The 12,991-nt window shown below is 60.0% G+C and carries 13 protein-coding genes and 1 tRNA gene; 9 read left to right on the top strand and 5 right to left on the bottom strand.

Features of this window, described 5'->3' with window-relative positions:
- Positions 1-13: 13 nt before the first annotated feature.
- From HH303_RS15815 to HH303_RS15795, 5 genes are all read right to left on the bottom strand, one after another.
- Entirely contained in the window at positions 14-1,102 is a 1,089-nt protein-coding gene (locus HH303_RS15815) for a DNA polymerase III subunit delta' (RefSeq protein ID WP_169626364.1), read from the bottom strand.
- Positions 1,099-1,752, bottom strand: coding sequence for a dTMP kinase (gene tmk, locus HH303_RS15810; RefSeq protein ID WP_169626363.1), 654 nt, complete (start codon positions 1,750-1,752; stop codon positions 1,099-1,101). Before tmk ends, HH303_RS15815 begins: the two co-directional genes overlap by 4 nt.
- Before the next feature lie 7 nt (positions 1,753-1,759).
- Entirely contained in the window at positions 1,760-2,920 is a 1,161-nt protein-coding gene (locus HH303_RS15805) for a D-alanyl-D-alanine carboxypeptidase family protein (RefSeq protein ID WP_169626362.1), read from the bottom strand.
- A 103-nt stretch (positions 2,921-3,023) separates the two neighbouring features.
- The gene (locus HH303_RS15800) at positions 3,024-4,046 is read right to left on the bottom strand and encodes a septal ring lytic transglycosylase RlpA family protein (protein WP_169626361.1); all 1,023 of its coding nucleotides are present in this window, start codon (positions 4,044-4,046) and stop codon (positions 3,024-3,026) included.
- 3 nt (positions 4,047-4,049) lie between these two features.
- Positions 4,050-5,273: a lytic murein transglycosylase gene (locus tag HH303_RS15795; RefSeq protein ID WP_169626360.1), complete on the bottom strand. Its 1,224-nt coding sequence runs from the start codon at positions 5,271-5,273 to the stop codon at positions 4,050-4,052.
- A 245-nt stretch (positions 5,274-5,518) separates the two neighbouring features.
- Here HH303_RS15795 and HH303_RS15790 point away from each other — a divergent pair, with 245 nt between their 5' ends.
- From HH303_RS15790 to HH303_RS15750, 9 genes are all read left to right on the top strand, one after another.
- On the top strand, positions 5,519-7,117 hold the full coding sequence (locus tag HH303_RS15790; protein WP_169626359.1) for an EAL domain-containing protein: 1,599 nt from the start codon (positions 5,519-5,521) through the stop codon (positions 7,115-7,117).
- 66 nt (positions 7,118-7,183) lie between these two features.
- Positions 7,184-7,273: transfer RNA gene (locus tag HH303_RS15785), tRNA-Ser, on the top strand.
- Positions 7,274-7,441: 168 nt separating this feature from the next.
- Positions 7,442-8,680 carry a tyrosine-type recombinase/integrase gene (locus tag HH303_RS15780; protein ID WP_169626358.1) on the top strand — a complete coding sequence of 413 codons (1,239 nt, stop codon included), beginning with the start codon at positions 7,442-7,444 and terminating at the stop codon, positions 8,678-8,680.
- Complete coding sequence (locus HH303_RS15775; RefSeq protein WP_169626357.1) at positions 8,673-9,167, top strand: MarR family transcriptional regulator; 495 nt, start codon at positions 8,673-8,675, stop codon at positions 9,165-9,167. The genes HH303_RS15780 and HH303_RS15775 overlap by 8 nt, the downstream gene beginning before the upstream one ends.
- Positions 9,168-9,335: 168 nt before the next feature.
- A complete protein-coding gene (locus HH303_RS15770; RefSeq protein WP_169626356.1) occupies positions 9,336-9,521 on the top strand; it encodes a DNA-binding protein in 186 nt (61 codons plus the stop codon).
- A gap of 3 nt (positions 9,522-9,524) precedes the next feature.
- Positions 9,525-10,217 carry a hypothetical protein gene (locus HH303_RS15765; protein WP_169626355.1) on the top strand — a complete coding sequence of 231 codons (693 nt, stop codon included), beginning with the start codon at positions 9,525-9,527 and terminating at the stop codon, positions 10,215-10,217.
- On the top strand, positions 10,201-11,364 hold the full coding sequence (locus HH303_RS15760; protein WP_169626354.1) for an AAA family ATPase: 1,164 nt from the start codon (positions 10,201-10,203) through the stop codon (positions 11,362-11,364). Before HH303_RS15765 ends, HH303_RS15760 begins: the two co-directional genes overlap by 17 nt.
- A gap of 648 nt (positions 11,365-12,012) precedes the next feature.
- On the top strand, positions 12,013-12,600 hold the full coding sequence (locus tag HH303_RS15755; protein WP_169626353.1) for a hypothetical protein: 588 nt from the start codon (positions 12,013-12,015) through the stop codon (positions 12,598-12,600).
- Positions 12,601-12,603: 3 nt separating this feature from the next.
- The coding region (locus tag HH303_RS15750; RefSeq protein WP_169626352.1) for a hypothetical protein at positions 12,604-12,991 on the top strand (388 nt) is incomplete at its 3' end.

Raw genomic sequence — 12,991 nt, 5'->3', positions numbered from 1 at the left:
TTCGGATCAGGGATTATCGTGCCGCCGTCTTCTGAATCTCCAGAAACGCCGAAACGATGACCTGACGCTTATCAAGATTGGCCGGATTGTCGGTTTGAGCAAGCAGGCCCGTCAGCTTTTCCCATAGCTGCATCGACGTTTCAAGGCCGCCCAGCGAAAACCAAGCCTCAAGCGCTTGATCTTCCTCGGGCAAAACCGTCGGCGGACGCATGCCGGATGCCTGCGCGCGGATCGCCCGTTTCATCCACCAATCCATCAAGGTCCGGAAGGCGGTATAGGCGCTTTCCGCCCCCTTCCCCGACAACATATCGGCCAAACCATAAAGCTGTTCCGGCTTCGGCCGGGCCGGATTGGACATCAGCACCATGGCGGCACGATACAGGTCGATGCCGCCCGCCGCCGCATAATCCAGGGCGGTGCCGATGCTGCCCTCGCTCAATTCCGCCAGCAGTTCCGCGTCCCCCGCCCCGATATCCGGCGCATAACGAGACAGCAGCGATGTCAACACAGTGGGCGCCAAAGGCTGGAGCGCCAATTTTCGACAGCGCGACCGGATCGTCGGCAGCAAACGGCCCGGCGCGTGGCTGACCAGCAGGAACAGCGTGCGTGGCGGCGGTTCTTCCAAGGCTTTCAGGATCGCGTTCGCGCCCGATGTGTTCAATTCATCGGCGGTATCGATCACGATGGCTTTCCAGTCGGATTCGGCGGCCGTCTGCTGAACGAAGCTGAGGACGGCACGCACATCCTCGACCGGAATCGTCGTTTTACCTTCCGGCTTTTCGATTGCGCGGAAATCCGGGTGCCCACCGGACACAATCCGCCGAAACGTCCCGCTTTCCGGCGGCATATACAGTGATGCCGGGGCCGCATCGCCGAACAGTCCGTCCCCTTGGCCACCCCCCGGCCCGCCATCGCCGCCCGACAAAATCCATCGGGCCATCCGATATGCGAAGGTCGCCTTTCCGATCCCCGACGCACCGGTAATCAACCAGGCATGCGGAAAACGCTTGGATTTCCAGGCTTCGATGACCTTGGCTTCGGCATCTTCATGCCCTTGAAGATCGGAATTTTCGCGCGGCGGCGGGATCACATCGTCGGTCATGACGCGACTTCCGGAAACCGCTGGGTCACGACATCCATCAAGCGCGCGGTAACAGTCTCCGGCGTGCCCAATGCGTCGATCACGGCGATCCGATCGGGCTCGCGCCCCGCAATATCCAGGAACGCCTTGCGTAAAGTCTCGTGAAATTCGAGTCCCAGGCTCTCAAAACGATCCGGTCCCCCGCGTGCCCCGGCCCGTTTCAGGCCTTCTTCCACCGGCATATCGAAGAACAGGCTCAAATCCGGCTTAAAGCCTTCCAGGACGAGGGTATCGAGCCGTTCGACCCAATCACGACCCAATCCGCGCGCGTATCCTTGATACGCCATGGTGGAATCGCTGAACCGGTCGCAGATGACCCAAGTCCCTGCCTCCAGGGCCGGACGAATGCGACGCAGAACATGATCGCGCCGCGCCGTATACATCAGCAGGGCCTCGCTAACGGAATCCCATCGGTCACCATCGCCTGTAACGACGAGGGCGCGCACCGCATCCGCGCCCGGCGTCCCGCCCGGTTCGCGCGTCGTCATGACTTCTATACCGGCGGCGGCAAGAGCTTCGGCAAGACGCTGTATCTGCGTTGTCTTTCCGGCCCCCTCACCGCCTTCCAACGTGATGAAACGACCGCGCCGGGCCGATGTCTGGGCGGTCATGAACGCGTCAGCCCCCGCTGGATTCGCCAAAGACGAGGTATTCGACCGCCGCCTTCAGACGTCCGAAGGATCCCAGACGTGCCACGGCTTCTCCGGCGACCAGCGGGACTTCCTTCGTCTTCATGCCGGGCGCGGAGATTTCCAGCGTGCCCAGCGGCGTTCCCGCCTCAATCGGCGCCGGGACCGGTTCCTGCGTTTTCAGGACGACTTTCAGGTCGTCGCGGTGGTTCCGACGGACCACGACACTGACAGGTTCCTGAACGATCAACGGCACCCGGCCGTCGACGCCCAGCCAGACCGGCGACTGATCCACCGTTTCCCCGGCGGAGAACAGTCGGTAGGTGCCGAATTCGCGGAAACCCCAGTCCAGAATGCGTTCCGCTTCCTGAGACCGTTCCTTGGTTGAGCCTAGCCCGTTCACGACCAGCACCAGCCGCTGTCCGTTCTGCACGGCGGATGCGGTCAGGCCGTAGCCCGACGCTTCCGTATGGCCGGTCTTCAGACCGTCGGCGCCGATATTCCGGTACAGCAGCGGATTCCGGTTCTGCTGGGTGATCTCGGAATAGGTGAACTCGGTTTCCGAATAGAAGTGATAGAATTCCGGGAAATCGCGGATGATATGTTCCGCCAGGACGGCCAGGTCGTGCGCGGTCGTATAATGCTCATCATCCGGCCAGCCGCTGGCATTGCGGAATTGCGTATGCATCATGCCCAGTTCGTTGGCCTTCGCGGTCATTTCCCGGGCGAAGGCTTCCTCGCTGCCGGACAGGCCTTCCGCCACGACGATGGTGGCATCGTTGCCGGACTGGATAATAATGCCGCGCAGCAGGTCTTCCACGCGCACACGCGACCCGACTTCCACGAACATCTTCGACCCACCCTTGCGCCACGCTTCCTCGCTAACCGGGAAAGTGTCGTCCAGGGACAGGGTGCCGTTCTTCAGGCGTTCGAACACCAGATAGGCGGTCATTAGCTTGGTCATCGACGCCGGATACATGCGCGTATCGGCGTTCTTAGACAGCAGGATGGTGCCGGTGCTGTAATCGATCAGAATCGCCTGCTCCGCCTGGGTTTCCAGGCTGTTCACATCCTGCGCGGACACTGGCGGCGCAGCGGCGACGGCAGCGGCGACGGTCAAAACAATGGCGGAAAGAATTCGCGAAAACATACTACCTCCGGGCATTCGGTCGGGTTTCGGCGTTTCGTCCGCTTTGCGCGGGCCCGTCCCAGCCTTGCCGTCGGATTCCGGCGAAATCAAGGCAGGGTTCGGATCAGTTTTTGGCCACCACGATTTGGGCATCGGTATACCCCGCCTGGATCACCGCGACCAGCAGCGATTCCAGACGATCGTCATCCGGCAGCGGTCCCAGGCGGACCCGGAACAGCGGCGTTTCGGAGCGGGTAATCTCCTCCACCACGATCGGCCCCAGATAACTGAGGCGGGATCGCGCCAGATTGGCATTCGTATATTGCCCGAAGGCACCCGCCTGAATGAAGACGGTCGGCGTCGGCGGCACCGGCATCATCATCACCTTTTCCGATTCCGCCGCATCCTCGACCACGCTCGGTTCGACGGGACGTGCCGACGTATCCACGGACAGGCTGACCTGCTGAATCTCGGCCGTTTGACTCGCCGTCGATTGCGGCGACGGGGCGGAGCCGGGCGGCGGGGCGAGTTCTTCGCCCTCAACCGACGCTACCGGGGCTGCATCCGGCGGCGGGGCTTCCGGTTTGTTGTCCGCCAACGCATAGGCGGGCCCGCCGTTCAGGCGAGAGGCGAGCTGCTTGCTTTCCGCCTCCAGAACCTCCACGCGGACAAGGACCGTCCCCTTTTTTTCATAGCCCAGCAACTGTGCGCCGCGCCGGGACAGGTCGAGGATCCGGCTGTGTGCGAAGGGACCGCGGTCGTTGACGACGACCTTGATCGACCGGCCGTTTTCCAAGTTCGTCACGCGGACGACCGACGGCAACGGCAGGGTCCGATGCGCCGCCGAAACCTTGTTTTCATCGAATACCGCCCCGTTCGCGGTCTGTTTTCCGTGGAAACCCGGCCCGTACCAGGACGCGATTCCTTCTTCCACATAGCTGTAGTCGGCCTTGGGATAGTACCAGATGCCGGAGACCTGATAGGAATTGCCGATCTTATAGCTGCGCCCCGGGTCGGGGGCCGACGGGTCCAACGGGGCATGTGCGCCGTTCGGGCCAACCTGCTTCGACGCCTGTGACAGGAACTGAAATTCCGCGCAGCCGGTCAAGGCGGCCAACAAACCGATACCGAGGAATAGTCGCCGCACGGATCAGCCCCCCCTGAGTTTCGACAGCAAGGCCGGTGTCGGATATCCGTCCGGCGGCAAACCGACGGATTTCTGATACCCCTTCACCGCAGCGCGCGTCATCGGGCCGACCATGCCATCCGGCTTACCAGTATCGAACCCCGCATCGGTCAACCGGCGCTGCAATTCCAGGATCTCGTCCCGATGCAGCGGCTTGTCGTCCACCGGGCGTTTGGTCAGCAAGCCGCCCTTGCCTTCCAGCCTGTCGGACAGAATACCGACGGCGAGCGCATAATTCAGCGCACGGTTCCACGTCATGATCGCACGGAAGTTACCATAGACCAAAAACGCCGGGCCGGACACGCCCGACGGAAGAACGATGGACCCGTCGATAGCAACGGCAGGCAGATCGCGCCCGTCCGCCCGGCGCACGCCGAGAGCCTGCCACTCCGAAATGTCTTTGCGAATTTTCAAATCCGCCTGTTCGACGTCGAACCCCGACGGCAATTTGACCTCACGCCCCCATGTTTCGGTATCGTCCCAGCCGATGGACGACAGATAATGCGCGGCGGAGGCAAAAACGTCCGGCAGGTTGTTCCAGATATCCTTGTGGCCGTCTCCATCCCCGTCGGCGGCATAGGCCGTAAAGGTCGACGGCATGAATTGCGGCTGCCCCATTGCGCCCGCCCAGGACCCAACCATCGCATCCGGTGTGATATGGCCTTCGTCCAGAATGGTCAGCGCCTGGAACAACTCGTTCCGGAAGAAATCGGACCGGCGCGGATCATAGGCCAGGGTCGCGATCGCATCGATGACGGAAAACCCGCCGGTATAATCGCCGAAATTCGTCTCCATTCCCCAGAAAGCGACCAGGAAACGCGGCTGCACCCCGTATTTGGCGTGGACCTTGTCCAACAAGGCCTTGTGCTTCACCAAAAGCTGCCGCCCCCGATCGATACGGTCCTGGGTCACGAAACTGTCCAGGTAACCCCATATTGAGCGCGTGAATTCCGGTTGGCGCTTGTCCAGTTCCAGAACCCGCGGTACGGGCTTGGTATTCTTGAACGCGGCATCCAGGGTCGACGCACCGATCCCACGGGACAGCGCCTCCTGCCGGACGCCGGCAAGCCAATCCTGAAAACCCGCATCGGACGTTTGGGAATCCGTCGTTTGGGCAAAAGCCGCCGAGGCCCCGGTTGCGAGAGAGAAAGCGACACAGGCGGCGAAAGCAAACGACAAGCGCGGCATGATGGGGGCACCGATCCGAAAAGTCCTAGATCACTTACGCTTATGCCAGGATGGCCCTCTGTCACAAGGCGTGGCGTTAACTTCTTGAAAGTGCGGTACAATCGTCCGCGCTCCCGCAGGAAAAATGAAACAAATCCCCGAATCGGCGACCCACTGTTTGCGTGTTTTCAGGGCTTGGTGTAACTCAAACGGATACAGAAGGCCGCGATCCGGGGTCTTCCCTTCGGATTTCCAAGAGCAGCGGGATGGCGATGTCAGCGGAATTGGGTGACCGGGAAAGCGAGGCCGATCGGCGCAGTTTCCAGCTTTACATCGATGAAAGCGGACGGATCGCCATGGCGCGCGGCAACACCGAGGCATGGCTGGGCCTGCCCATGGATGCGTTGAAAGGCCGCTCTGTCGCCGAATTCGCGGCGGACGAATCGCAATTCGCCGTCAGTGAAATCCTGGTGCAAGCCGCATTGCGGGAACTCCTGCCCCCCGCCTTCTACTTCATGTGCGATGTCGCCACCGGCGCCGTGAACGGATTTGAAGTCACCGGAAAGCCGCAAGGCTTTAACGATCAATACCGGTTGAGCTTCGTACAGGACCCGCAATTGGTCTATGCGCCGAAATCGAAGAACACGCGCACCGGCTTCGTCGATTCCGTCGAAAAGGCGATTTCGGATGCCATGGCCGAAGATCGCGACATCGACATGACCTTCCTGGATATCGGCGACGTCGAGAAACTGGCCGATCTACAGGGTTTGGATGAAGAGGAACTCCGCCGCTTCACCGACAAGGTCGAAAGCCGATTGAAAGCCGAAAGCATCGGCGGCGAAGGTCTGGGTCGTGTCGAACAGGGTAAATACGGCCTCGTTCACGACCGCGACCGGGACATTGCCGCGCTGAAGGACGAAATCCAGACCTATGCCCGCGATATCGATCCGGACGGCGCGGCGCTGTCCGTCGGGTCCTCTACCGTCATGCTCGATGCCCAGGCTATGGAATCGGGGGAAATCAAAACCGCCCTCTCCCATGCCGTGGACGCCTTCGCCGACACCGGCATCGACGCCGTGATCTTCGAAACCCTAGCCGACAGTCAGGCGGCTTTTGTGGATTTACGGCATTCGCGGCTGGCCCTGCTGGAAAAGAGCCTTCAGGAGGATTTGCTTTCCAGTGCCTTCACGCCGGTGGCGGATATCGCCCGATGGTCGGTGCACCACCTGCTCGCAGAATTCAATGTCACGCTCGACGACGACGGCATGGGGGCCGGCGAAATCCTGAAGCTCTGCGAGGGCGACGTTGCGATGCGCACGCGGGTCGATGCGGCGCAGTGTCGGAAGATTCTGACGCGCGACGATCTGGACGAGTTCAGCGTCGCCGTCGATGTCGCGATCCGCTCGCTACTGGACCCCGAAGTGGTCGGCATGCTGCTGGAATTCAAACACCGTGCGCCGCATCGCGACCTGACCTTGCGACTGTCCGGGTTGGATCAGATTCCCTGGGACAAGGTCCAAACCCTGGAGATTCTACGCCGGGCTGGATTCAACATCGCCTTGTCAGGCCGCGATGTCGGGGCGGTTACGCCGGACAAGCTCGAATCCCTGCCGGCGGACTACATCCTGCTGGACCCGAATTTCGTGCTCGACGCCACGCAATTGAAACGCAGCCTGCCGATGCTGGAAAGCATGGTCAAACGATGCGCCGAGCATAAAATAGCCATCGTTTTCGAAGGCGTCGTGGATGCGGAAGCGGCACGGCTGCTGTCGAAAATCGACGGTGCCCTGTGTACCGGCCCCTATTTCGGCCCATCCATCGAAGACCTGAACGACCTTCGCCTGCCCCGGCGCAACAACGGCTAGTCGTTATTGTCGAACCCTTTGCTTGATAAGGCGCGGATCAGAGTGCTATCACGCCCCGCCGATCACGGACAGGTGGCCGAGTGGTTTAAGGCACTGGTCTTGAAAACCAGCGTGCGGGAGACCGTACCGTGGGTTCGAATCCCACCCTGTCCGCCAGCGGCTCATTCGCCAATGTTCGTCGACGTCCCAAAAACCCCAATATTACAGCGATGAAACACCATTTCGTGTTCGCGCACATTCGCTTGCGTTCGTTGAAATTCGCGTTTAAAATGTGGGTTGGAAGGTGGGCTATGAAATTTGATTCCCACTTGGAGACCAAAGACAATGGCACGCGCTCTAAACAAGTTGGCCGCTCGCAGGGTGGCGACGGAGACTCGCAAGGGCCGCTATTCCGACGGTGGCGGGCTGTGGCTTCAGGTCGGAGAGGCCGCGAACAAGTCATGGCTCTTTCGATTTCAGCTTAACGGTCGAAAACGCCAGATGGGCCTAGGCGCGGTTCACACTGTTTCCCTCGCTGACGCTCGCCAGGAAGCCGCACGGTGCCGCCAACTCATCCGGGACGGGATCGATCCGATCGAGGAACGGAAGGCTATCCTACTGGATCGCCGAACCCAGGCTGGCACGGCCAAGACGTTCAAGCAGTGCGCTGAATCCTATATCAAACAACACGCGCCGAAATGGTCGAACGTTAAGCACGCGGCGCAATGGACAGCGACGTTGGAAACATACGCTTATCCCGTAATCGGCACTCTTGGCGTTGGAGACGTCGACACGCCGCAGGTGCTGGATATTCTGGAGCCAATTTGGTCGGAGAAGCCTGAAACGGCATCACGTGTTCGCGGACGAATCGAAGCGATCCTTGATTGGGCCATCGCGCGGAAACATCGCGAGGGGGAGAACCCGGCCCGCTGGCGGGGGCATTTGAACAAAATCCTACCGGCGAGATCGAAGCGATCGAAAAAGCACCATGCGGCCCTACCCTACCCCGAAATCAACACCTTCGTTACCTCCTTACGTGAGCAGCCCGGCATGGCCGCGCGGGCTCTTGAATTCCTGATCCTGACGGGGACGAGGACCGGCGAAGTTTTGGGCGCGCGATGGTCGGAAATAGACTTCACTAATTCCTGCTGGAATATCCCCGGTGAACGAACGAAGACTGGAGCCGATCATCGCGTACCGCTATCGGGCGGAGCGGTAGCCATTCTTCGCGTCATGGAAGATTTGAAGTCGTCTGATTTCGTATTTCCGGGCGCGCGGCCCAAATCGCCGCTGTCGAACATGTCGATGCTGGCGGTCTTAAAACGGATGGGGCGTGCGGACCTCACTTCACACGGATTTCGATCCACCTTCAAAGACTGGGCGTCTGAATGCACCCGTTACCCAAACGAGGTATCTGAGGCAGCCCTCGGGCACGCAATCCCGTCCGCAGTCGAAGCGGCCTATCGGCGTGGCGATTTGTTCGACAAACGGGTACGCCTGATGTCGGATTGGGCGGCGTTTGTAGCGCGACCGGTTGAAGCATCAGGAACCGTAGTTTCGATTCAAGGAAGTACGCATGCCTAGCGACGATCAAAAGAAAGACACTGAGGTTCGTCGCAAAAGCAATGATCGAATCGTAGAGACCCAGGAGCAACTCTACGCTTTCGACAAGAATCCTCTCAGGCTCGCTTCTGCATATCGGGCCGCCCGCGAAAATGGGGACGATCTTCCTCCTTACGTTTTCGACTGGCTCGATGCAGCTATGGGTGAACTGGATAGGCTTCATAAATCCGCTTATTGGGGCGCTAACGGCATCGGTGCAGCGGAAGTCGCCAAAGCGTTTGGTTTCACAAATTTTGGCAAAGTATTCCGCGAAGGGAACACCTACGATCCAGAATACCTTGCGGTTTTGTATCGCCACTTTAAGAAGCAGAACATCGAGAAGTGGGGGCGGGATGTTAAGGATCACACAGCGCAAGATGTTGCCGACTTTATGGGAATTTCAAAGTCGACGGTAAACCGGGCTATAAAAGAGTACGAAAAGTGGGAGCAGTTCCAAGAAGGCAGTTAAGTCGAGGAAGAAACTTAACCCCCATAAATATCTGATAAATAATATTTTTTCATGATTAAGATGTAACCGTGAAAACGGCTCTTGGTGCGTTCGTCAGGGGCCGCCGATACCCTTCTGCCATCGTCAACCCACGCCGACATACGTCGCGCAACGATGGAGGAAAGAGGCATGCTGGTCTCGATTCCCGAAGCCCGCCGCCAGCTTGGCGGTATTGGTAACACCCTGTTCTACGAACTCGTGAACAATCGCGATGTACCGATCCACTTGGTTAAGATTGGGCGTCGATCCATGGTGCGTCAATCGGATCTGGAATCATACATCGCCACCCTTCCCGCTGGTGATGAGGCGGCATGAACCATGCCGTTCCAAAAGCCGCGCCCCGGCGCGCTGCGTGAGCAGCAGACCGAGGCGGCGGGGAACTCTCAAAGTGCTTTGGCGAGCCGTGAGAATACCCTGTCCGCGAATCTCAATCAACTGTTCGCTTCTCTTCACGATCCGACGAGCACCGAGCGCGGGCGGAAGCGCCTTGGGCAGCTTGGGCTTCGCAACCTTGCGCATGCGGTTCGTGGTCCTCAGTTGTGCGCCGTCGGCAATGTCCGACCGGATGGGAAACGCTTCGCTATCGATCATGATGGAGGTCTTCCGGCACTTGTCGTAGCCGCGTGGGATCGCCCCTGCCCCCTCGACGACGGATTGCCCGGATGGGCGGAGAGTCTTGACGATCTGGTCGCCTTCTCTCCTGACCGGCCCGAAAAATGGTGGACCATGGCGGGCGGAAACATTCTAGGAGGCTTCTGGTTGGAGCGCGCGTCCTACTTGGACGAACCGGCGTTGATCCATGATCGGCCCATCGACTGGTTGCGGGCTGGCGGCTTTGGCTCTGTCGTCCTCGACTGGGACGCGCCGCCGATCCTTACTCTTTCCACCCTCCGTCGGATTGTCTCGCGCTCGGAACGCACCGCGGCTCGAATTGCGCGTGCACTTACTCGACCCGTGTCTATCCCTGAAATCCGGGTAAATCGCGAGGTGCTTAATGTCGCCGCCGCATGACACGAATGCAGCTTTCGAGGCCAGCACTCCTCATATTCAGAATCGACGCCATCGCGGAAATCCGCGCGGGCTACTCGCGGGCGGTGTCGCAGTCTCATCCTTAGCGGATCGTCCGATACCTGAGCGGAAATGGTTGGTCGATGGTCTAATTCCGGTGGGTTCGGTCACGATGTTGTCCGGCGACGGTGGGCTCGGAAAGTCCCTGGTCGCAATGCAGCTTCTCGCGGCATGTGCGACCGGCGGGCGTTGGTTGGGCCTGGAGACCATGCCGTGCCGGTGCATCGGCTTCCATTGCGAAGACGACATGGAGGAACTTCATCGCCGCATGTCCGCATTGTCGGCTGCGCTCGGGATAAGCCTCCACGATTTCAGCGACGATTGCGTTCTGTTTGATCGCGTCGGCCAGGACAACGCGCTCATGACGTTCCCGCCGAACTACGACGGGGTGCCGGAAGCAACGGCAACGCTCGGTGGGCTCCACAACTACGCTCTTGATTTCGGAGCTCAGCTTATCGTTCTCGACTCGCTACACGATCTGTTCCTGGGAAACGAAAACATTCGCACCCAGGCGCGTGCGTTCATTGCGGAGCTCCGGGCACTTGCGAGGGAGATCGACGGCGCTGTGGTTCTTCTCGCGCACCCGTCCGCCTCCGGTCTGTCTACGGGATCAGGGTCCGCCGGATCGACCGCCTGGAACAACGCGGTGAGATCGAGAATGTATCTCACCAAACCGGATGATGAAGGAACGGACCTTCGGACTTTGAAGACCATGAAATCGAACTATGGACCGGCGGGCGGTGAAATCCGCATGCGGTTCAGAGACGGGGCGTTCTTCGCCGAATCCGATGACCCAGGAATCATAGGCACGATCAAACGCCGGTCTGCCGAAGATGTTTTCCTGCGGTGTCTGGATCGCGCTCAAGCTCAAGGCCGCCACCTGACCGACGCGAATAATTCGCCCCGCTACGCGCCCCGCACCATGGAGACGATGAGCGAATCCGAGGGCCATTCAAAGCGGGATTTGGAACGTGCGATGCGACGGCTGTTCGATCAAAACCGTATCCGGATCGGCACCGCGCTCGGCTCTGATCGGCATGCTCGAAAGGCCATTGTTCGCTCCGAAAATGGGGGCGGCGATGCGGAATAATCTCTGCGGGAAGTGCGGGAAGTGGTTCTGTAAGTCATTGATTTTGCTTGCGGGCGGTGTTCTGCGGGAAGTGTGCGGGCGGTGCGGTAAGTTATTGAAATCATTGCGGGGGGGCTGCGGTGCGTGTGGTCCATATACTACGTATATGAGAGACCCGCCCTATAGGGAGCGGGCGGCCTCCCTCTTTAACCTGGTCTCGGTCGCATGACTACGCGCGGACGCCCTCGGGACTGGTGCCCGTCAACTACGGCTGAAAGGAAGCGTCGGCAAAGAGCGCGGGAACGTGCCGGCATCGTCTGTCTGCCTTCGATTCCGCTCACCCGAGAACGGCGCGTCGAACTGACGGCAGCGCTTGGGCTCCCAGAAGACGCATCGCCGGAATCGATAGCGGAAGCGATCCGCACAAAACCTATTGCGGTCACGCGGGACAAAAGCGCCGAATTAACCAGTCGGGACGATGGAAACCAAAATGCAGGACGAAAGCGATGAAGAAGTTTCAAAACACCGCCGGAATTCCCGGCCAGAAACACCGCCGCCGGACCTCGCTTCCGCTCCCCCATTCTGGAAGTCCATCGCGACCCGACAGCCGCATGTCCGGCGGCGGTGCCCTACTGCCGGTCAACACATGAGCTTTTAGGAGGCCCGAAAATGATTGGCACTCGCAACAAGAAGTCCCCCGCTACCAATGACGAAATCGCCACGCTCGAAGCCGCGCTTCATGAGGCAAATGGAAAGGTCGATCAGGTTCGCGCTCGCCGCGACAATCTGAACGCCGAACGTCGAAAGCTCGAAGAGCGACGCTGGGCGCTTGACCTCGAAGCACTCAACGAACTCGATACCGCAGCGCTGGGCGTCCTGGACGATCCGAACTACGTTATCGACACAGCCGATCTTGACGCCCGACTTCGACAGATTGCCGCCGAACAAATCGTCATCGAGCGCGCGGCCTCACTCGCACGCAAGCGCCGGAGCGAAGCGGCGAAGCGCTATTCGAACGCTATCGCCAAAACGCTGATTCCCGCGCATCGCGCTGCCGTCAGCAAGATCGCAGACGCGCTCAAAGCCCTAGACGCCGCAAACCAAGAAGAGGCGGAAATCCGTGCCAAAGTTCCCGGCGGCGGTGCCCTACTGCCTGTGAGCGCATTTCTGCCCGCTGGATCGCTTGCCCATGAGTTGAGTCCGATCTCGTGCTGGATGCGGTACGCAAGCGCTGCTGGCCTTCTGCGCGAGGATTAATACATGTCGGACCTGATTGGACGCGATGGCAAGCGGCTCCACCTTCAAGGGCTGGTCGTTCCTTATCACGAAGAAATCGCCGTTGACGGCGCGCCCGAAAGTTTTGATGCGAGTGCCTATGACCGGCAGTTTCCGAAAGGGACTTGGACAGCAGGCGTGCCCCTGATGTGGCAACATGAAAATTTCGTGGTCTGCGATGCTCCCCGCGTTTCGATACTAAACGGCGATTTCGGGTTATGGTTTGACGCCGTTTTGCCCGACGCCGCCATGGCCCGCCACGTCGCCGCTATGGCACGGTCTGGGCATCTCGGTGCGTCGATGCTCTTTCACGCAATCAGCGCACCGAGGGCGGACGGAGTCGTCACGCGGGCGCGGCTGGAGTCGGTCGGAC

Source organism: Pacificispira spongiicola (assembly GCF_012926505.1).
Taxonomy (GTDB): Bacteria; Pseudomonadota; Alphaproteobacteria; order UBA8366; family Aestuariispiraceae; genus Pacificispira; species Pacificispira spongiicola.
The sequence above is the reverse complement of the archived record's forward strand: the minus strand, read 5'-3'. Positions and strand labels throughout refer to the sequence as shown.

Coding starts and splice junctions, on each gene's coding strand:
- HH303_RS15815 (WP_169626364.1), bottom strand. CDS start 1,102: ATGACCGACGATGTGATCCCGCCGCCGCGCGAAAATTCCGATCTTCAA.
- tmk (WP_169626363.1), bottom strand. CDS start 1,752: ATGACCGCCCAGACATCGGCCCGGCGCGGTCGTTTCATCACGTTGGAA.
- HH303_RS15805 (WP_169626362.1), bottom strand. CDS start 2,920: ATGTTTTCGCGAATTCTTTCCGCCATTGTTTTGACCGTCGCCGCTGCC.
- HH303_RS15795 (WP_169626360.1), bottom strand. CDS start 5,273: ATGCCGCGCTTGTCGTTTGCTTTCGCCGCCTGTGTCGCTTTCTCTCTC.
- HH303_RS15790 (WP_169626359.1), top strand. CDS start 5,519: ATGGCGATGTCAGCGGAATTGGGTGACCGGGAAAGCGAGGCCGATCGG.
- HH303_RS15780 (WP_169626358.1), top strand. CDS start 7,442: ATGGCACGCGCTCTAAACAAGTTGGCCGCTCGCAGGGTGGCGACGGAG.
- HH303_RS15775 (WP_169626357.1), top strand. CDS start 8,673: ATGCCTAGCGACGATCAAAAGAAAGACACTGAGGTTCGTCGCAAAAGC.
- HH303_RS15770 (WP_169626356.1), top strand. CDS start 9,336: ATGCTGGTCTCGATTCCCGAAGCCCGCCGCCAGCTTGGCGGTATTGGT.
- HH303_RS15765 (WP_169626355.1), top strand. CDS start 9,525: ATGCCGTTCCAAAAGCCGCGCCCCGGCGCGCTGCGTGAGCAGCAGACC.
- HH303_RS15760 (WP_169626354.1), top strand. CDS start 10,201: ATGTCGCCGCCGCATGACACGAATGCAGCTTTCGAGGCCAGCACTCCT.
- HH303_RS15755 (WP_169626353.1), top strand. CDS start 12,013: ATGATTGGCACTCGCAACAAGAAGTCCCCCGCTACCAATGACGAAATC.